The sequence below is a fragment of the Streptomyces sp. NPDC048171 genome, assembly GCF_043202655.1.
In the GTDB taxonomy this organism is placed as follows: domain Bacteria; phylum Actinomycetota; class Actinomycetes; order Streptomycetales; family Streptomycetaceae; genus Streptomyces.
The window spans coordinates 523,082-541,432 of sequence record NZ_JBIDAU010000002.1 but is presented as its reverse complement, the minus strand read 5'-3'; the positions used below and the strand labels follow the sequence as shown (position 1 = coordinate 541,432).

Genomic DNA, 18,351 nt, shown 5'->3' with positions numbered 1-18,351 from the left:
AACCCGCCCGTCCCTCGTACGGCCCCTGCCCCGAGCGCACCGCCCGGCGCGACCGCACGATGGACGCATGCCGAATCCCTCCCGGCTGCGCGCCGCCGCCCTGACCGCCACCGCCGTCACGCTGTCCGCCCTGCTGGCAGGGTGCGGCGGCGGTTCGCAAGAGGACGACGAGAACCTCTCGCAGCAGAAGCTCAGCTGGAAGGAGTGCCCCGCACCGTCCGAGGCCGAGGGCGGTGGCGCCGCCCCCTCCCCGCTGCCGGACGGCGACGAGTGGCAGTGCGCCACCATGAAGGCGCCCCTCGACTACGACGACCCCGAGGGCGACACGATCGACCTCGCGCTGATCCGGGCCGAGTCGAGCGGTGCGGCCGACCGGCGGATCGGCTCGCTGATCTTCAACTTCGGCGGCCCCGGCGGATCGGGCGTGACCACACTGCCCGCCTTCGGGCAGGACTACGCGAAGCTGCGCACGCGCTACGACCTGGTCAGCTTCGACCCGCGCGGCGTCGGCCGCAGTGCCCCGGTGGAGTGCCTGGACGACAAGCAGCTGGACACCTACTTCCAGCAGGACGCCACCCCCGACGACGCCGCCGAGCGCACCGAACTGGTGGACAACACCGAGAAGTTCAACGCGGCCTGCGAGAAGAACTCGAAGAAGGTCCTCCCACATGTGCCGACCACCGACGCGGCCCGCGACATGGACCTGATGCGCCAGGTCCTCGGCGACGACAAGCTGTACTACTTCGGCATCTCCTACGGCACCGAACTCGGCGGCGTCTACGCCCACCTGTTCCCGAAGCGGGTGGGCCGGGCCGTCTTCGACGCGGTCGTCGACCCCACACAGACCCCGGAACAGGGCTCGCTCGGACAGGCCGAGGGCTTCCAGCTCGCGCTCGACAACTTCGCCGAGGACTGTGTGTCCAAGGTCGAGGACTGCCCGATCGGGGACACCGCCGACGACGTCAAGTCCCGTATCGCCCGGCTGCTGAAGGACCTGGACCGCAAACCGATCCCCGGCATCTTCCCCCGCGAACTGACCGAGACCGCGGCGACCGGCGGCATCGCACAGGCGCTGTACTCGAAGGACTTCTGGGAGTACCTCACCGAGGGCCTGGAGCAGGCCTACGACGGTGACGGCCGGGTCCTCATGGTGTTGTCGGACTCGTTGAACGGGCGCAACGAGAACGGCCAGTACAGCAACATCACCGCGGCCAACGTCGCCATCAACTGCGCCGACGACAAACCCCGGTACGACACCGCCTACGTGGAGGGCAAGCTGCCCGAATTCCGCAAGGCCTCGCCGCTGTTCGGCGACTTCCTCGCCTGGTCCATGCTCAGCTGCACCGACTGGGCGGTGGCCGGCGCCGCCGACCATCCGGACGTCAGCGCTCCGGGTGCGCCGCCGATCCTGGTGATCGGCAACACCGGTGACCCGGCGACGCCGTACGAGGGAGCCGGGAGGATGGCGGAGGCGCTGGGCGAGGACGTCGGTGTGGAACTGACCTACAAGGGCCAGGGCCACGGTGCCTACGACAGCAAGGACAAGTGCGTGCGGAACGCGGTGGACGGCTACCTGCTGGACGGGAAGGTACCCGCGGCCGGCACCGTCTGCCCCTGACCACGACATCGCCCCAGCACTGGGAAAACTCCAGGTCAAAGCGTTATCCACAGGCTTCCGCGGGCGCTGCGTGATCCGCCTACCATGGCATGACCGCCATCCGCCGCACGGCGCGGACGGCTTGCGTGGGGGGAGAGGACATGGCGCGTCTCGTACGGTGGACGGCTCTGACGGCCGCCGCCGCACTGCTGACGGCGGGCTGCAGCGGCGGCTCGTCCGGCGAGGACCGGGAGGAGGGGGGCACGAGCAGCGCAGGGCCCTCGGCGGCGGCACCGTCCGGGGTGCCCGAGGCGCTGGCCTCCCAGTCGCTGCACTGGGGCCGCTGCGAAGGCACCGCCGATTCCCCCGCACCGGGCGGTGACTGGCGGTGCGCCGCACTCAAGGCGCCGCTGGACTGGTCCGACCCGGACGGCGAGACCATCGACCTCGCGCTGATCCGGGCCGAGGCCAAGGGCGAGAAGCGCGTCGGCTCCCTGCTCTTCAACTTCGGCGGCCCCGGCGGCTCCGGCGTCTCCATGATGCCGTCCTACGGCGAGAGCGTCTCCTCGCTGCACGAGCGGTACGACCTGGTGAGCTGGGACCCACGCGGGGTGGCCGCCAGCGAGGGCGTCCGCTGCCGCAGCGACGAGGCGATCGACGCGGCCGAGACGGTGGACTCCACGCCGGACACCGCCACCGAGGAACAGGCGTATCTGAAGGACGCGGCCGACTTCGGCAAGGGCTGCCAGAAGGCCGCCGGCAAGCTGATGGCACACGTCTCGACCACGGACACGGCCCGCGACATGGACCTGATGCGCCATGTACTGGGCGACGAGAAGATGCACTACTTCGGCATCTCGTACGGCACCGAACTGGGCGGGGTGTACGCCCACCTTTTCCCGAAGCGGGTGGGCCGCATGATCCTCGACGCCGTCGTGGACCCGGGCGCCGACACGATGGGTCACGCCGAGAACCAGGCCAGGGGCTTCCAGCGGGCCCTGGACGACTACCTGAAGTCGACCGGGCAGGACCCACGGGAGGGATCGCGGAAGATCGCCGCCCTGCTGGAGCGGCTGGACGCGGAGCCCCTGTCGACGTCGTCGCCGGGACGGAAGCTGACGCAGACGCTGGCGCTCACCGGCATCGTGCTGCCGCTCTACAGCAAGGCCAGTTGGCCGACGCTGACCAGCGCGCTGGCGGCGGCCGAGGAGGGCGACGGCTCCGAGCTGCTCGCCCTCGCCGACGGCTACAACGAACGGGACGACTCGGGGCGCTACGGCACGACGACCCACTCCCAACGGGTCATATCGTGCCTGGACGACAAGCAGCGGCCGACCGCGGAGGAGACGAAGGCGCTGCTGCCGAGGTTCGAGAAGGTCTCTCCGGTCTTCGGAGCCTTCCTGGGCTGGGACACGGCCGGCTGGTGTCACGACTGGCCCGTTCCCGGACAGCACCAGAACCCGGAGGTGAGCGCGGCCGGCGCGGCCCCGATCCTGGTGGTCGGCAACACCGGCGACCCGGCCACGCCCTACGAGGGCGCCCGCAGGATGGCGGACGAACTGGGCAAGGACGTCGGTGTGATGCTCACCTGGAAGGGCGAGGGGCACGGGGCGTACGGGAGCGGGAGCGACTGCGTCGACTCCGCGGTGGACGCCTACCTGCTGAAGGGGACGGTGCCCGAGGACGGCAAGGTCTGCTCATGACGGCGGCGGGGGCTTCGGGCACCCGTGGTGCGCGAAACCCCCGCCGTCCGCATGAAGAGGCCCGGCCGGTGGACCGGCTTCGGTCAGTAGACCGGCTTCGCCGGCTCGATCTGGTTGACCCAGCCGATCACGCCGCCGCCGACGTGCACGGCGTCCGAGAAGCCGGCGGACTTCAGGACTGCCAGGACTTCCGCACTGCGGACACCCGTCTTGCAGTTCAAGACGATCTTCTTGTCCTGCGGCAGGCTCTCCAGGGCGGAACCCATGAGGAACTCGTTCTTCGGGATCAGCCTGGCGCCCGGGATGGAGACGATCTCGAACTCGTTCGGCTCGCGGACGTCGATCAGCTCGATGTTCTCGCCGTCGTCCATCCACTCCTTGAGCTGCTTGGGAGTGATCGTGGAGTCGGCGGCCGCCGCCTGGGCCTCCTCGGACACGACGCCGCAGAAGGCCTCGTAGTCGATGAGTTCGGTGACGGTCGGATTCTCGCCGCAGACCGCGCAGTCGGGGTCCTTGCGGACCTTGACCTGGCGGTACTGCATCTCCAGGGCGTCGTAGATCATCAGACGGCCGACCAGCGGCTCGCCGATGCCGGCGAGGAGCTTGATGGCCTCGTTGGTCTGGATGGAGCCGATGGACGCGCACAGCACGCCCAGGACGCCGCCCTCGGCGCAGGAGGGGACCATGCCGGGGGGCGGGGGCTCCGGGTAGAGGCAGCGGTAGCACGGGCCGTGCTCGGACCAGAAGACGGACGCCTGGCCGTCGAAGCGGTAGATCGAGCCCCAGACGTAGGGCTTGTTCAGCAGCACACAGGCGTCGTTGACCAGGTAGCGGGTCGCGAAGTTGTCCGTACCGTCGACGATCAGGTCGTACTCGCGGAAGATGTCCATCACGTTGTCGGCCTCGAGCCGCTCCTCGTGAAGGATCACGTCCACGTACGGGTTGATGCCCTTGATGGTGTCGCGGGCGGACTCGGCCTTCGAGCGGCCGATGTCGGCCTGGCTGTGGATGACCTGCCGCTGCAGGTTGGACTCGTCGACCTCGTCGAACTCGACGATGCCGAGCGTGCCGACACCGGCTGCCGCCAGGTACATCAGGGTCGGCGAACCGAGGCCGCCCGCGCCCACGGCGAGCACCTTGGCGTTCTTCAGCCGCTTCTGCCCGTCCATCCCCACGTCGGGGATGATCAGGTGGCGGGAGTACCTGCGGACCTCGTCTACGGTGAGCTCGGCGGCCGGCTCGACCAGGGGTGGCAGCGACACGGGGACTCCGTTGGTCGGTCAGTGATTACGGTTGCTCTGCCAGTAACACTGCCATGGCCTTTTTCATTCCGAGACACCCGTCCCGACCCGCGAGACGATTTCGTCCCAGTAGCCGGGCATCGTCTCCCAGGGGTCCACCCGGCCGCCCAGGTCCGTGCGATCGGTGAAGTAGATCGTCGCGGCACCCTGCCAGCGGGCGATGCGCAGCGCCTCCTCCAGGTGCCCGCGCGGGACGCCGTGGACGAAGTGGCAGAAGCGCTCGGGCGGGTAGTCGGCGCTCCACTCGGCCGCCTGCGACCAGCGGTAGTCGGCCCAGGTGCCGGAGAAGGTGACGAGTTGGTCGGCGTTCTCGGCGTAGCCGGGGTGGGGGTGGGTGCCGTGGCCGAGGACGATGTGAGCGTCGTCACGGATCACGCGGAGGGTTCCGACGGTGCGGCGGACCTCGGGAAGGGCGGCCCGCTCGGACGGGCAGCGGTCGAGGAGGAAGCCGTCGACCTGGTACCAGTCGAGATACCGATGGGCCTCGGAGATCTGATCGCCGAGGCTTCGTGCCCCGTACGCGGCGTCGATGTGGCCGAGGACGCGGACGCCCGCGTTGCGCAGGCGGCCGGCGGCCTCCAGGCAGCGCGGATCGGGGTGGGCGCCGGGGCCGTCGGCGATGTTGAGGACGACCCAGTGCAGGGGTGTGCCGGGGCAGGTGAGGCCGGCCCACTCGTCGGGGGCGACGAGGGGGTGGGCCAGCCCGGGGACGCCGAGGCCGGTGCGTATGCCGGTGCTCGCGGCGCCTGTCCTCGTGCTGGTCAGATACGACATGCCGCCTCCATCCAGATGTCCGCGAGGGACTCTTCGAGACCGATCCGGGGCCGCCAGCCGAGCCGGTCGCGCGCGGTGCGCACGTCGGCCTGCTGCCAGCTGCCGCAGCCGTCCGGATAGGGGTAGGCGACCGGCGCGGCGTGCTCGGTGTCGGCGCGGTCGCCGCGGTGCCCGAGGGGTTCCGGACGGTGGTGGCCGAGGGCGTCGGCGCGGTGGTGGCCCAGGGCGTCGACGCGGTGCCCGGCGGATTCGGTGCGGGGATGACCGATGGTGGGCCGCAGCGCGCCGGGCGGACCGTCGAGTTCGTGCAGGGCGCCGCCGTAGCCGGCCACGCGGGCGAGGGTGGCGGCGGCGTCGCGCAGGCGGACGGCGCGGCCGGAGCCGATGTTGATGACGCCCTGGGCGGCGGAGAGCGAGGCGGCGTGCACGGCGCGGGCCACGTCGCGGACGTCGATGAAGTCGCGCTGGGCACCGAGTCCGCCGAGCCGCAGCTCACCGTCGCCGGACTGCATCGCGCGGCGCATGGCCTCGGCGAGGCGGCCCAGCGGGGAGCCCGCGGGGGTGCCGGGTCCCGCGGGTGAGAAGACGCGGAGGACGACGGCGTCCAGGCCGGAGCCGAGGACCAGCTCGGTCGCGGCGAGTTTGCTCACGCCGTAGGGGCCGCCGGGGCGGGGCACGGCGTCCTCGGCGGTGGAGGAGCCGGGCTGGCTGGGCCCGTACTCCGCGCTGCAGCCGACCTGCACCAGCCGGGCGCCGCACCCGCTGCGGCGCAGGGCCTCGCAGACGGTGGCGACGGCGACGGTGTTGTGCCGGGTGAGTTCGCGGGCGCCGCCCCGGGTGGCGCCGGCGCAGTTGACGACGACGCCGGGGTGGACCGCGTCCAGGAAGCGGGTGAGGGCGCCGGGGCTGCCGGTGGCGAGGTCGAAGCGGACGTCGGCGTCGTCACCGCGGCCGAGAGCGGTGAGCTGGACGGCCGGGTCGGCGAGGAGACGGTCGGCGACGAAGCGTCCGATGTAGCCGTTGGCTCCGATCAGCAGGACTCTCATCGGGCGGCTCCCGGTGCCGAGGCGTCGGGTCGGGAGGTGGTCATCTGAGGGCTCCTTCAGGGGGTGTTTGCGGACGTGTGGAGGGCTGCCCGGGAGGCGCTCATTCCGGCCGCCCCGTCGCTGCGTCGGCATGGGCGTGGGCGGACGCCCTGGTCAGGCGACGGGACGCGTGCACCAGGAGGGTCAGCGCGCCGACGCCGCAGGCCGCCGTGGGCACACCGGCCGGGCCGCAGACGGCCACCAAGGCCTCCACGGGGACGGCCAGGAAGTCACAGCCGGGGAGGCGGCCGGCGAAGAGCGTGGCCAGGGCGGCTCCCTCGGCGGCGGCCGTGGCGGTGAGGACGAGCGTGGCGGAGTGGGCGTGGCCGTGCACGGTGAGCAGCCGGGCGAGCAGCAGCAGCGCGCCCAGGGCGAGGGCCTGAGGGTGGGCCGCGGGCTCGTCCAGGACCGCGCCGGTCAGCGTGAGCAGGGCCGTCAGAGCGCCCAAGTACAGGGCGAACGTGCCGAGCAGGAGGGGGCGTACGGAGGCGGAGAAGTCGGCGAGGCCGCGACTGGACGTCAGTTTGCGCCGGGCGCGCACGGCGAAGAGGTGGGCGCTGACCGCGGCGGGCGCGCAGGACAGCGCGAGCGCCACGACGGGGGCGGCGGTGAGGGGCCACGCCCCGTCGGCCGTGCCGTCCGGCAGGGCGTCGGGGCCGCCGGCGAGGGCGGTGCGCAGGAGTCCGTCGCCGAGGAGGGCGTAGCCGACCAGCCAGCAGGTCCAGGTACCGGTGGTGCGGGTGGCGGCGCTCAGCGGCCCCCGGCGCAGTGCCGCGCGCAGCGCCAGCGTGACGGCGAGCGCGCCGACTGCGGCCGCGATCAGGCGTGGCCTCCCGTCGGTGAGGCGCAGGCCGGCCACTGCGGCGGCGCACAGGACGCCGGGCAGCAGGGCGAGCACGAGCCAGGCCGCGCCGATCCTCGGGGCCGACGGGTCCGCGGGGCGCGGCGCCGGGTCGTCGTCGCGCGGGACGCGGGCGTACATCTCCTCCGCGAGGGAGAAGACGTCCCGGTGCCGGAAGCGTGCGGCTGTCCGGTCGGTGACGCCGTGCGCCTCCAGACCGGCCGCGATCTCCAGCGGGTCCACGGCGCGTTCGCACAGTTCGCGGTGACGGTGCATCAGGGCCTTCACAGGGTCCGCGTTGGACCGGCGGGCGCGGGTGGGCGACTGCCGGTCCCGCGAGGACGCCGTCGTGCCCGCGCCACGGCTCCCGCTCTCGTCCGTCCCACCCTCATCGCCGCCGACGTCCGTCAGGGACCGGCGTGAGCGTTCGTCCCATGCCCCCGGGCTGCGGGGCGTCTCGGGCCGGTCGAGTTCGCCGAGGCCGCTCATCGGGACGCTCCCTCGGGCGCGGCGGAGACGGGGGTCGTGGCCGCGACGGGTGTGTCCGTCGCCCAGCCGGGGCCGCCGCGGACGGCGATCCGGGCCGCGGGGTCGGCCCACCGGCCCGGGACGTGGGCCTCGGCCGGTACGCCGAACGGCAGCGGTGCGCCCATGTCGTCGAGGAGGACGCGCCGTACCGGTGTGCGCGAGAGGATCTCCAGGTAAATGCCGTGAAATGCCGCGACGTTCTGTTCGACGGTGAACAGCTCCAGTGCGCGGGCGCGCGCGGCGGCTCCGAGGCGCTCGCGGCGCTCGGGGTCGCGCAGCAGGGCGACGCACGCCTCGGCGAGCGCCCGCGGATTGCGCGGGGGCACGACGAGTCCGGTGCCGCCGATGGCCTCCACCACCGCGCCGACGTCCGTGGACACCGTCGCGCGACCGCAGAACATGGCCTCGACCAGCCCGGCCGGGAAGCCCTCGACGACGCTGGAGAGCACCACCAGGGCGGCGGAGGCGTACGCGTCGGCGCGGGACGGCAGTTCCGGTCCGCCGGTCTCCTCGAAGGAGACCGGGTTGCGGCCGACGGCGTGCGGACCGTCGGCCTCGTCGGGGAAGAGCTGCGCGGCCAGGCCCTTGCAGTGGGCGAGGTAGGCGGCGCCCTCGGGGCCGGACGGCGTACCGACGACCCGCAGGCGCGCCCCGGGCTCGGCCCTGCGGATCTCCGCGAAGGCGTGCAGCAGCGAGACCAGGTCCTTCGCCGGCTCCACGCGGCCGACCCAGACGAGGGTCTGCGGATCGGCGCACTCCGGCGACTCCCCCGCCTCGGCGAAGGGCGCGGCGTCCATGCCCGGGTGGACCGTGCGGAGCTTGGCACGGTCCGCACCGCAGCGTTCCTGCCAGCGGCGGGCGTGCGTGTTGCCGGGGGTGATCACGGCCGCGCGCCGGTAGGTCTCGGCGGCCAGCCGCCCGTGGAACGCGGCCAGCAGGGTCCGTGTGGACGGCGGGGCGTCGGGTTCCGTGAGGTAGTGGGAGCGCAGCCGGACCCCGTACTCGGTCACCAGCAGCGGCACGTCGTGGAAATGGCGGGCGAGCAGACCGGGCAGGGCGGCCGGGCCGCCGGAGGCCGCGTGGCACAGGTCCACGGCGCCGAGGCCGTCGTCCTCGTACCAGTCGAGCGACAGGGGGCGCAGGGCGCGTTCGAGGCGCGCGGCGACGGCGAGCAGATCGGGGACGCGCGCCTCGCGTGCGGAGCGGTGGGCGCCGGGCGCGCGACAGGCGCGTTCCAGGGCGCGCACGGCGATGTCGGACCGGAGCGCGGCGGGCAGCCCGCCCTCGTCGCGGGCGAGTTCGGCGAGGCCGTACAGCGCGCTGGCGAAACGGTCCGCCTCCAGGGCCGACGCCTCCGCCGAGACCCCGGACGGATCTCCGGGTGCGGCCGTGCACAGGGCCGTGGCGAAGTCGCCGTAGCAGTCGGCGAAGCGCCGGCGCGCGCGTCGCCCGAGCACGATCCCGTCGTCCTCGGCCTCCCACGGCGAGGCGGTGCGCACCCGGCTGACCTGCGGCGGCAGCGGCACCCACCCCTCGGACTCCTGGTGCTCGCTGCGGCTGAGCGCGTAGACGTCGAACTCGTGCCGGGCCAGCCCGCGCACGAGCCGGTCGCACCAGAGTCCGGCCTCACCGCTCACATACGGATAGCCACCCTCCGTAAGCAGTCCGATGCGCACGCGCGCACCCCCGATCTCCCGTCTGGGGAGCCGCCGTTGGCCCGGCGGCTCGCAGCGGGACGAACGTATGCGGACAAGGCGGTGGCGCGATGGACGGTTGTCCGTCGCGCCACCAGAAGGGGTGAACGGTCGTAACTTTCCCGTGCGGGGCGCGTTCCGTCGCGCTAAGAGATCAAGGGGTCACCGCGCGTGACACCTCGGCCAAGCCCGGTCAGCCCTTCGGGAAGGCCCAGGCGTTGGGGCGGCAGTCGATCCCGTCGTGGTCGACGAACTTGGTCTGCTGCTGCATGACCGGGGCGAGTTCGCCGTCCTTGTCGCAGGTGACGTGGTTGTAGCCGAGGCGGTGGCCGACCTCGTGGTTGATCAGCATCTGGCGGTACGCGAGCATCGCGTCACCGTAGGGCTCCGCGCCCTGTGCCCACCGGTAGGCGTTGATCATCACGCGTTCGGTGGCGGCGGAGTCGCAGGAGACGTTGTCCTCGGTCGTGTCCAGGCCGGACTTGGCGCACCAGTCGGCGGTGGTGCCGGGGCTGGCCAGCGTGATCACGAAGTCGGGCTGTCCGGAGTGGATGCGCTCGAAGGTGCGGGCGCCGTCGTGGGCCCAGCTCCGCTCGTCGTTGAGAGTCTTCTGCACGGCCTCCGCGAAGAGGTCGCCGTCGAGGCCGAGCCCCTGTTCGACGTCCACACGGTAGGTGTACTTCTGTCCCTTGCCGGGCGCCTTGGCGATGCCGGGGATCGCGTCGAACTTCCCCGACGCCTTGAGCTCGGGGCTGAGCGGGTACCTCTTGCCGAGCTTCTGCTCGTACGTCAGGGGTGCGGCGGCCTCGGGCGCGGAGGGTGTCGGCCGTTCGTCGTCGCGGGACGCCGGGTCGTGGGCGTCGCGGGCCTGGCCGGCGGCCGACTGCGACCGCGTACCGCCGTCTCCGTCCGCCCCGTCGGCGACCTGGCCGGCGACGACCACCGCGAGCACGGTGGTGACGGCGGCCGCCGCGATGCCGGTGAAGGCCCTGCCCTTGCCGCCCTTGGCCGGCGCGGGCGCGCCCGTGGGCGGGGCGCCGTCGTCGCCGCCGTCCACGCCCGGTCCCGCGTCCGCGCCGAGGCGGCCGCCGCCGTCCGCGCTCCAGTCGGTGACGGAGGCGTACGGGTCGGCGGACGGCGCGGGGGCGGGGGTACGGCGCGGAGAGCGGGCGGCGAAGACGTCGTCGTCCTCGGTGAAGGCGTCCAGGTAGTCCTGGCGCGGCCCGCCCTGAGGCGCCTGCCGCTGCCGTGGGAGGGACGGACCCGGCCGGGTGAACCGGTCGGGAGCCGCTGCCCCGCCGTTCAACTCGCCCCAGCCGCCGCCCGCTTCACGCTGCTCGGGGTGACCGCCCCGAACCCGCGGCACCCCCTGCGCGGGAGTGCCGTCGGAAAACCTCGGGACGCCGTGCGCGGGCGTGCCGTCGGGAAAGCGTGGCATCCCATGGGCGGGCGTGCCGTCGGGGAACCCTGGCACCCCGTGCGCCGGAGTGCCCTCGGCGAACCGCGGGCCCCCGTACGCCGGCGTACCCCCCGGGGCGCCCTGCGCACCCGGGAAACCGCGCGCCGGTCCGCCGCCGCCCGGAAGCGTCGGATAACCATGGGCGGGCGTACCGTCCGGGAACCGTGGATCGATACCTCGCCCCGGGACCTGGCGTCCCTGGGGCCCGCTCTGGGGGCCGCGGGGCCCACCCCGTGCCTTGGCGGTGTCCGCGGCGTCGGCCTTCGGGGCGGGTCCACGGCGGCTGTGGCGTCCCACGTCGCGCCTCAGCCTCCTGTGCTCTGGTTGGCGGGTTCGTCGTCGACGATCCCGTCGGTCCGCTCGCCGACCGCCGGCCGCTCGGTGTCCGCGAGGAGTTCGCGGAAGGCCGTGGCCACGGTCTCCGGGTATTCCATCATCGCCACGTGACCCGCGTCCGGCAGGGTCAGCAGCCGGGAGTCACGGAAGGCGCGGACGGCCCGCCGGGCCATGCGGTAGCCGACGAGTTGGTCGCGTCCACCGTAGACCAGCAGGGTCGGTGCGAGAACCCGTTCGGCCTGTCGCCACAGACCGTGCTGGCCACCCACCGTGTACGCGTTCACGATCCCGCGGGTGGAACGCCCCATCGCGTCCCAGAAGTACGGCAGCCGCAGCCTCCGCTCCATCTCCTCGACGGCGTTGCGGAAGCCCTCCGGCGACACCCGACCCGGATCCCCGTAGCAGAGCGCCGTCACCCCGCGAACCCGCTGCTCCGCGGTCCACTCCCGGGTGAGGCGCGAGAAGAGCGCCACCACCCCCGGCAGGGCCAGCAGCCCCGTGGGCACGGCGCTGCGCTGCACGCGGATCTCGGGCAGCGCGGGCGAGATCAAGGTCAGCGTGCGCACCAGGTCGGGCCGGGCCGCGGCGACCCGCGTGGCGACGGCGCCGCCGAGCGAGTTGCCGAAGAGGTGCACCGGGCCGCGCCCGGACGCGTCGATGTGCCGGACGACCGCGCGGGCGTGGCCGGTGATCGAGTAGTCGCCGTCGTCCGGCGGCGGGGAGTCGCCGAAGCCGGGCAGGTCGAGCGCCTCGCTCTCGACGACACCGTCCAGCAGCGGCATCAGCGCCGACCAGTTCTGGGAGGAGCCACCGAGGCCGTGGACGTACAGGGCGGGCGGCAGGCCGTCGCGGAGCGGTCGCCTGGAGCGCACCGTCAGGGACATGCCGGGCAGGTGGACCGACCGTAGCCGCTCGCCGTCGGCGACCTTGACGGATCCGACCTTCGGCAGCACGTTCGCGGGCGGCGCGGTGGGCGGCTCGGAGTACGGCTCGGTCGAAGGCATGCGGCAATGTTACGAGACGATCACGCCGCACCTCGTGTGTCGGCAGTCACAGGCGGCGCAGAGCCGGGCACCCGACCGGCGAACGGGTCGGGTGAACGGGACGAGCGGACGGGACCGGAACGTGCGCGACGCATGGCGTCCGGATCGGGTGTCTCCTAGGCTCGTGGGGTGGGCACCCGCATGTGGCCCCCGCGTCCGCGGGGACGTTCGTACGAAGGGAGCCCATCATGACCGTCGACCCGACCGATCCCGAGACCTTCGACGCCGAGACACCGGACCCCGAGGAAATCGATGTCGAGGCACCCGACGCCGACGCGGCCGAGCAGCAGGCGGACCTCGCGCCCGAGCACGACGACCCGCTCACCGGCGCCGACACCGACCGCGCCAACGAGGCCGACCTGGCCGAACAGGCCCGGGTCGTCTCCAGCGGCGAGGACGACTACCGCTGAGCGTCGAACGGAAGGAAGGCGCATTCCTGCCCGGCCTGGCCCCTTTTGAAACCTGTTGTGCGGCTTTCGGCACCGTCCGGTCCGTGAAATTCTGCGCTCGCAGCACACACACCACGGTTACCGAAAAGTACGATGACGACGCGGCGCACACCGCACGAGGACGACTATGGGAGGCGGCGTGACAGCCATCGAGCAGACAGAGGCGGTACGCCCGCGGGGCACACGCCTTCCCCGCCGAGCCCGACGCAACCAGCTGCTGGGCGCCGCACAGGAAGTGTTCGTGGCCCAGGGCTACCACGCGGCCGCGATGGACGACATCGCCGAGCGGGCCGGCGTCAGCAAGCCCGTGCTCTACCAGCACTTCCCGGGCAAGCTCGACCTCTACCTCGCCCTGCTGGACCAGCACTGCGAGGCGCTGATCCAGTCCGTGCGGAGCGCGCTCGCCTCGACGACCGACAACAAGCAGCGCGTCCGGGCCACGATGGACGCGTACTTCGCGTACGTCGAGGACGACGGCGGCGCCTTCCGCCTGGTCTTCGAGTCGGACCTGACCAACGAGCCCGCCGTGCGCGAGCGCGTCGACAAGGTCACGAACGAGTGCGCCGAGGCGATCTGCGAGGTGATCGCCGAGGACACCGGCCTGTCGCGCGCCGAGTCGATGCTGCTGGCCTCCGGTCTCGGCGGCCTCGCCCAGGTGGTGGCCCGCTCCTGGCTGCACAGCGACCGCAGCGTGCCGCGCGACCAGGCGGTGCAGCTGCTGACCTCGCTGGCCTGGCGCGGCATCGCCGGCTTCCCGCTGCACGGCATCGAGCAGCACTGACAGCAGCACTGTCGGTCGCGGTACGAGGGGCGCGCGGCGGGTCTGTTCCCACCCGCTGTTCGCTCCTGGCGTTCTCCGACGCACCGTGTACGTCCCCTCACCGGGCTAATGTGTGCTGGGTACGGCGCGGAAGATCGCGCACTTCACTGACCGTCGGAGGGACATAGCCGTGGAGGTCAAGATCGGCGTGCAGCACGCGCCCCGCGAGATCGTTCTGGAGAGCGGTCAGAGTGCCGAGGAAGTCGAGAGTGTGGTGGCCGAGGCACTGGCCGGCAAGTCGCAGCTGCTGAGCCTCGTGGACGAACACGGCCGCAAGGTCCTGGTGCCGGCCGACCGGCTCGCCTACGTCGAGATCGGCGAGCCGTCCCCGCGCAAGGTGGGCTTCGGCGCTCTGTAGCCCGAAAGCGGGACGACGGACGAAGTCGCGGGAGGGGCCCGGCGGTGCGTGTCACCGCCGGGCCCCTCCCGTTTCCGCGGAGTCGACGGAGTCTTCCCGTACACGGCCGGAGCACAGTTCACCCACAGGGGGAGGGTTGTATTCCGCAGGTCAGGGGTAAGACGGCTGTGACCGTTCGGGCACGCCGGCCGTGTGGGAGGGACCCCGACATGCTCTTGGAAGCGCTCAGCGCCGCGATCCTCGGACTCGCCCTGGCATGGGCGGCCGTCCATCGCCTGCCGCACCGCCTCCCGGCCCGGGTCCTGGTCCTGCCGACGGGCATCGCCGGAGCGCTCTTCGGGGCGTTCGTCACGCACACCGCGCTGGGCGCCGGCAGCCTGCTGCTGGTGCTCCTGGGCTCGGCCGCGCTCTCCGCGGCCTCGCTGTCGCTGCTGCTGCGCCCCGCGGGACGACTCCACCGCAGCTCGGCGACCGCCTGACCGGCCGCCGAGGCTCCGGGGCGGGCCCGAGCCGACAGCGGTCAGGCCGCCAGGCCCAGCGCCGCCATCCGCTTGGTGTGCGCCTCGGTGATCCGGGAGAACATCCGGCCGACCTCGGCCAGGTCGAAGCCGTCCGCGACACCGCCCACGAGCATGGTCGACAGCGCGTCCCGGTCGGCCACCACCCGCTGGGACTGCGAGAGGGCCTCGCCCATCAGCCGCCGCGCCCACAGCGCGAGCCGTCCGCCCACGCGCGGGTCGGCGTCGATCGCCGCACGGACCTTCTCCACGGCGAAACCGGCGTGCCCGGTGTCGTCGAGCACGGCCAGCACCAGCTCACGGGTGTCCGCGTCGAGGCGGGCCGCGACCTCGCGGTAGAAGTCACTGGCGATGGAGTCGCCGACGTAGGCCTTGACGAGTCCCTCCAGCCAGTCCGAAGGGTCCGTCTGCTTGTGGAAGCCGTCGTAGGCGGCCACGAACGGCTCCATCGCCGCGGTCGGCTCCTCGCCGATCTCCGCGAGCCGGTCACGCAGCCGCTCGAAGTGGTGGAACTCCGCCGAGGCCATCTTCGCCAGCTCCGCCTTGTCCGCCAGCGTGGGCGCCAGCTTGGCGTCCTCCGCCAGCCGCTCGAACGCCGCCAGCTCGCCGTACGCGAGCGCGCCGAGCAGGTCCACGACGGCGGCGCGGTACTGCGGGTCGGCGGCGGCCGACGCCCAGTCCCGGGAGGCCACCGCGGTGGCTCCGCCGGTCTCGGCTGCTCCGGTGGTTTCGGCGGGGGCGTCTGCGGCGGTGCCAGGCTTGTCAGAGCTCGTCATGCAGCGCACAATAGCCCGCTCTTCGAGAACGGTAAGGCCCTGGTCAGTCAGTGTGACGACGACTACGTGACCAATCCGGCCATCGCATGTGCGCGAATCCGGGGTATGGTGGTAATGCGCCTGCCGAGTATGTGACGTACGGGTACGTGACATCGTCGTCGGGCCGCACGCATGAGGATGCCCGGTCGGTGGCCCGATCGGCTCCGACCCGACAGCCCTCCCTGCCGTACGCCACGCTGCGTACGGAATCCGGAGGGGGACCCTCAGTGGTACGAGCGCTGGAGCGTCGACAGAGGTCCCGTGTCCTACGGCTCACCCGTACGGGCAGCCGACGTCCCCGACACGATCCGTCAAGACCCGCGCGCTCGCCTCGCACCACGTACACAGAAGAGGCAGCACCCTGACTACGACGTTCCGATCCCTCGGGATCCTCCCCGAGACCGCCGAAGCCCTCGAAGCCGTCGGCATCATCAACCCCTTCCCCATCCAGGAGATGACGCTCCCCGTGGCCCTGTCGGGCACGGACGTCATCGGCCAGGCCAAGACCGGCACCGGCAAGACGCTGGGCTTCGGCCTTCCGCTCCTCGAGCGCGTCACCGTCCCCGCGGACATCGAGGCCGGCCGTGCCGCGCCCGAGGCCCTGACCGACGCCCCGCAGGCCCTCGTCGTCGTCCCGACGCGCGAGCTGTGCCAGCAGGTCACCAACGACCTCCTGACCGCCGGCAAGGTCCGCAACGTGCGCGTCACCGCGATCTACGGCGGCCGGGCCTACGAGCCGCAGGTCGAGGCCCTGAAGAAGGGCGTCGACGTGATCGTCGGCACCCCGGGCCGCCTGCTGGACCTCGCGGGCCAGAAGAAGCTCAGCCTGAAGCACGTCAAGTGCCTGGTCCTCGACGAGGCCGACGAGATGCTCGACCTGGGCTTCCTGCCCGACGTCGAGAAGATCATCAACATGCTGCCGACGCGGCGCCAGACCATGCTGTTCTCGGCGACCATGCCGGGCGCGGTCATCGGACTCGCCCGCCGCTACATGTCGCAGCCCACGCACATCCGCGCCACCTCGCCGGACGACGCGGGCGCGACGGTCGCGAACACGAAGCAGTTCATCTACCGCGCGCACAACATGGACAAGCCCGAGATGGTGGCGCGCATACTGCAGGCCGACGGCCGGGGACTGGCCATGGTCTTCTGCCGCACCAAGCGCACGGCGGCCGATCTGGCCGACCAGCTCAAGCAGCGCGGCTTCGCCTCCGGCGCGGTCCACGGCGACCTCGGCCAGGGCGCCCGCGAGCAGGCCCTGCGCGCCTTCCGCAACGGCAAGGTCGACGTGCTCGTCTGCACCGACGTGGCCGCCCGCGGCATCGACGTCGAGGGCGTGACGCACGTCATCAACTACCAGTCGCCGGAAGAGGAGAAGACGTACCTGCACCGCATCGGCCGCACCGGCCGCGCGGGCGCCAAGGGTACGGCGATCACGCTGGTCGACTGGGACGACATCCCCCGCTGGCAGCTGATCAACAAGGCGCTGGACCTGGGCTTCAACGACCCGCCGGAGACGTACTCCACCTCCCCGCACCTGTACACCGACCTCGGCATCCCCGCGGGCACCAAGGGTGTGCTGCCGCGCTCGGAGCGCACCCGCGCCGGGCTCGACGCCGAGGTGCTGGAGGACCTGGGCGAGCCGGGCGGCCGCGGTGGCCGTACCCGCGGTGGCCGTGGCGGCCGGGACGAGTCCCGCTCCGCCGAGCGCGAGCGTTCCCCGCGTGAGACGCCGCGTCGCCGCCGCCGGATGCGCGGCGGGGCTCCGGTGGACGCGGACACCTCCGCGAGCGCCGCGACCGAGGCCGTGACCGGCGGTGCCGACGGCGCCACGGGCACGGACGAGGCCGGTGCGCCCCGTACGCTGCGCCGCCGCCGGCGTACGCGTGGCGGTGAGCCGTCGCGACGTCCGGTGCAGACCGGCACCGCCGACGCCCCGGTCGCGCAGGCCGCCGAGGACAGCGCGGTCGCGGTCTCCGAGGTGACCGACGTGGCTCAGGCCGCGGAGGTCGTGGAGACCCCGGCCAAGCCGCGTCGCCGCCGTACCCGCAAGTCGGCCGAGGCGCCGGCCGCTCCGTCGGCGACCACGCCCGCGACCGAGCCGGCGGCCACGGCCACGGCGGTCGTCGAGGCACCGGTCGTCGAGGCACCGGTCGTCGAGGCACCGGTCGTCGAGGCCCCTGTGGAGACCAAGCCGCGCCGCACCCGCAAGGCGGCCGCCCCGAAGGCGGAGGCCGTCACCAAGGCGGAAGCGGTCGCCACCAAGGCGGAGGCTGTCGCCGACACCGCCGAGGGCACGGAGACCAAGCCCCGCCGCCGCACCCGCAAGGCCACCCAGGCCGCGGAGCCGGCCGAGGCGACCGAGGCCACCCAGGCCCCGGAGACCGCCGAGGCCAAGCCCCGCCGCACGCGCAAGACGGCCGCCACCAAGGCGGAGGCTGTCGCCGACACCGCCGAAGGCACCGAGGCCAAGCCCCGCCGCCGCACCCGCAAGGCCACCCAGGCCGCGGAGCCGGCCGAGGCCGCCGCCGGTATCCCGGCACAGACGGCGCCGGAGACGGAAGCGGTCGAGGCCAAGCCCCGGCGCACCCGGAAGACGGCCGCCGCCAAGGCGGAGGCCGTCGCCGACACCGCGGAGGGCACGGAGACCAAGCCCCGCCGCCGCACCCGCAAGGCCGCCACCGCCGAGCCCGTGGTGGCCGCCGAGGAAGCGGTAGAGACCAAGCCCCGCCGCACCCGCAAGACCGCCGCCGCCAAGGCGGAGGCCGTCACGGACACCGCCGAAGGCACCGAGGCCAAGCCCCGCCGCCGCACCCGCAAGGCCACCCAGGCCGCGGAGCCGGCCGAGGCCGCCGCCGGTATCCCGGCACAGGCCGTTGAGGCGCCGGACGAGGCGAAGCCGAAGGCTCGCCGCACCCGTAAGGCGGCCGCGGCCGCCACGCAGCCCGCGGAGTCCGGCGAGAGCTGATCCGCACCGCGCAACCCGGACGTCGGCCCGGTCCCGCCACCCAGGCGGGGCCGGGCCGACGG

At 73.1% G+C, this 18,351-nt stretch carries 15 protein-coding genes; 7 read left to right on the top strand and 8 right to left on the bottom strand.

Annotation, left to right across the window (positions count from 1 at the left end; all coding sequences use genetic code 11):
* Positions 1-67: 67 nt before the first annotated feature.
* Both ACGF3J_RS06895 and ACGF3J_RS06890 read left to right on the top strand, forming a co-directional pair.
* Positions 68-1,618, top strand: a complete 1,551-nt coding sequence (locus tag ACGF3J_RS06895; protein ID WP_161331533.1) for an alpha/beta hydrolase — start codon at positions 68-70, stop codon at positions 1,616-1,618.
* Positions 1,619-1,758: 140 nt separating this feature from the next.
* Positions 1,759-3,300: an alpha/beta hydrolase gene (locus ACGF3J_RS06890; RefSeq protein WP_161331532.1), complete on the top strand. Its 1,542-nt coding sequence runs from the start codon at positions 1,759-1,761 to the stop codon at positions 3,298-3,300.
* A gap of 83 nt (positions 3,301-3,383) precedes the next feature.
* On the opposite strand, the gene moeZ is transcribed toward ACGF3J_RS06890, so the two are convergent.
* From moeZ to ACGF3J_RS06855, 7 genes are all read right to left on the bottom strand, one after another.
* A complete protein-coding gene (moeZ, locus tag ACGF3J_RS06885) occupies positions 3,384-4,562 on the bottom strand; it encodes an adenylyltransferase/sulfurtransferase MoeZ (protein ID WP_161331531.1) in 1,179 nt (392 codons plus the stop codon).
* A gap of 63 nt (positions 4,563-4,625) precedes the next feature.
* Positions 4,626-5,375: a spherulation-specific family 4 protein gene (locus ACGF3J_RS06880; RefSeq protein WP_161331530.1), complete on the bottom strand. Its 750-nt coding sequence runs from the start codon at positions 5,373-5,375 to the stop codon at positions 4,626-4,628.
* Positions 5,363-6,421, bottom strand: coding sequence for an NAD-dependent epimerase/dehydratase family protein (locus ACGF3J_RS06875; RefSeq protein ID WP_161331529.1), 1,059 nt, complete (start codon positions 6,419-6,421; stop codon positions 5,363-5,365). The genes ACGF3J_RS06880 and ACGF3J_RS06875 overlap by 13 nt, the downstream gene beginning before the upstream one ends.
* A 100-nt stretch (positions 6,422-6,521) precedes the next feature.
* The gene (locus ACGF3J_RS06870) at positions 6,522-7,790 is read right to left on the bottom strand and encodes a hypothetical protein (protein WP_393853579.1); all 1,269 of its coding nucleotides are present in this window, start codon (positions 7,788-7,790) and stop codon (positions 6,522-6,524) included.
* Positions 7,787-9,505, bottom strand: a complete 1,719-nt coding sequence (locus tag ACGF3J_RS06865) for a DUF3492 domain-containing protein (protein WP_393853578.1) — start codon at positions 9,503-9,505, stop codon at positions 7,787-7,789. The genes ACGF3J_RS06870 and ACGF3J_RS06865 overlap by 4 nt, the downstream gene beginning before the upstream one ends.
* A 211-nt stretch (positions 9,506-9,716) precedes the next feature.
* On the bottom strand, positions 9,717-11,279 hold the full coding sequence (locus ACGF3J_RS06860; protein ID WP_393853577.1) for a DUF3152 domain-containing protein: 1,563 nt from the start codon (positions 11,277-11,279) through the stop codon (positions 9,717-9,719).
* A gap of 8 nt (positions 11,280-11,287) precedes the next feature.
* A complete protein-coding gene (locus ACGF3J_RS06855) occupies positions 11,288-12,322 on the bottom strand; it encodes an alpha/beta fold hydrolase (protein ID WP_393853576.1) in 1,035 nt (344 codons plus the stop codon).
* Positions 12,323-12,549: 227 nt separating this feature from the next.
* Here ACGF3J_RS06855 and ACGF3J_RS06850 point away from each other — a divergent pair, with 227 nt between their 5' ends.
* The 4 genes from ACGF3J_RS06850 to ACGF3J_RS06835 all read left to right on the top strand — a co-directional run bounded on the left by ACGF3J_RS06850 (position 12,550) and on the right by ACGF3J_RS06835 (position 14,467).
* The gene (locus ACGF3J_RS06850) at positions 12,550-12,771 is read left to right on the top strand and encodes a hypothetical protein (RefSeq protein WP_161328109.1); all 222 of its coding nucleotides are present in this window, start codon (positions 12,550-12,552) and stop codon (positions 12,769-12,771) included.
* A 178-nt stretch (positions 12,772-12,949) separates the two neighbouring features.
* Positions 12,950-13,591 (top strand): TetR/AcrR family transcriptional regulator, encoded by a 642-nt coding sequence (locus ACGF3J_RS06845; protein WP_161328108.1) that lies wholly within the window; start codon positions 12,950-12,952, stop codon positions 13,589-13,591.
* Positions 13,592-13,760: 169 nt separating this feature from the next.
* On the top strand, positions 13,761-13,988 hold the full coding sequence (locus tag ACGF3J_RS06840) for a DUF3107 domain-containing protein (RefSeq protein ID WP_125492221.1): 228 nt from the start codon (positions 13,761-13,763) through the stop codon (positions 13,986-13,988).
* Between the two features lie 209 nt (positions 13,989-14,197).
* Positions 14,198-14,467 (top strand): hypothetical protein, encoded by a 270-nt coding sequence (locus tag ACGF3J_RS06835; protein WP_393853575.1) that lies wholly within the window; start codon positions 14,198-14,200, stop codon positions 14,465-14,467.
* A 41-nt stretch (positions 14,468-14,508) separates the two neighbouring features.
* Here ACGF3J_RS06835 and ACGF3J_RS06830 read toward each other — a convergent pair whose 3' ends face one another.
* Positions 14,509-15,282: a ferritin-like fold-containing protein gene (locus ACGF3J_RS06830; protein ID WP_161328106.1), complete on the bottom strand. Its 774-nt coding sequence runs from the start codon at positions 15,280-15,282 to the stop codon at positions 14,509-14,511.
* Positions 15,283-15,775: 493 nt separating this feature from the next.
* On the opposite strand from ACGF3J_RS06830, the gene ACGF3J_RS06825 reads away from it, so the two are divergent.
* The gene (locus tag ACGF3J_RS06825; protein ID WP_393853574.1) at positions 15,776-18,289 is read left to right on the top strand and encodes a DEAD/DEAH box helicase; all 2,514 of its coding nucleotides are present in this window, start codon (positions 15,776-15,778) and stop codon (positions 18,287-18,289) included.
* Positions 18,290-18,351 lie beyond the last annotated feature (62 nt).

What these genes read in the sequence shown, in the direction of transcription:
- ACGF3J_RS06830 (WP_161328106.1), bottom strand. Translation starts at nt 15,282, where the DNA reads ATGACGAGCTCTGACAAGCCTGGCACCGCCGCAGACGCCCCCGCCGAA.
- ACGF3J_RS06870 (WP_393853579.1), bottom strand. Translation starts at nt 7,790, where the DNA reads ATGAGCGGCCTCGGCGAACTCGACCGGCCCGAGACGCCCCGCAGCCCG.
- ACGF3J_RS06895 (WP_161331533.1), top strand. Translation starts at nt 68, where the DNA reads ATGCCGAATCCCTCCCGGCTGCGCGCCGCCGCCCTGACCGCCACCGCC.
- ACGF3J_RS06855 (WP_393853576.1), bottom strand. Translation starts at nt 12,322, where the DNA reads ATGCCTTCGACCGAGCCGTACTCCGAGCCGCCCACCGCGCCGCCCGCG.
- ACGF3J_RS06875 (WP_161331529.1), bottom strand. Translation starts at nt 6,421, where the DNA reads ATGAGAGTCCTGCTGATCGGAGCCAACGGCTACATCGGACGCTTCGTC.
- ACGF3J_RS06890 (WP_161331532.1), top strand. Translation starts at nt 1,759, where the DNA reads ATGGCGCGTCTCGTACGGTGGACGGCTCTGACGGCCGCCGCCGCACTG.
- ACGF3J_RS06880 (WP_161331530.1), bottom strand. Translation starts at nt 5,375, where the DNA reads ATGTCGTATCTGACCAGCACGAGGACAGGCGCCGCGAGCACCGGCATA.
- ACGF3J_RS06825 (WP_393853574.1), top strand. Translation starts at nt 15,776, where the DNA reads ATGACGCTCCCCGTGGCCCTGTCGGGCACGGACGTCATCGGCCAGGCC.
- ACGF3J_RS06850 (WP_161328109.1), top strand. Translation starts at nt 12,550, where the DNA reads ATGACCGTCGACCCGACCGATCCCGAGACCTTCGACGCCGAGACACCG.
- ACGF3J_RS06835 (WP_393853575.1), top strand. Translation starts at nt 14,198, where the DNA reads ATGCTCTTGGAAGCGCTCAGCGCCGCGATCCTCGGACTCGCCCTGGCA.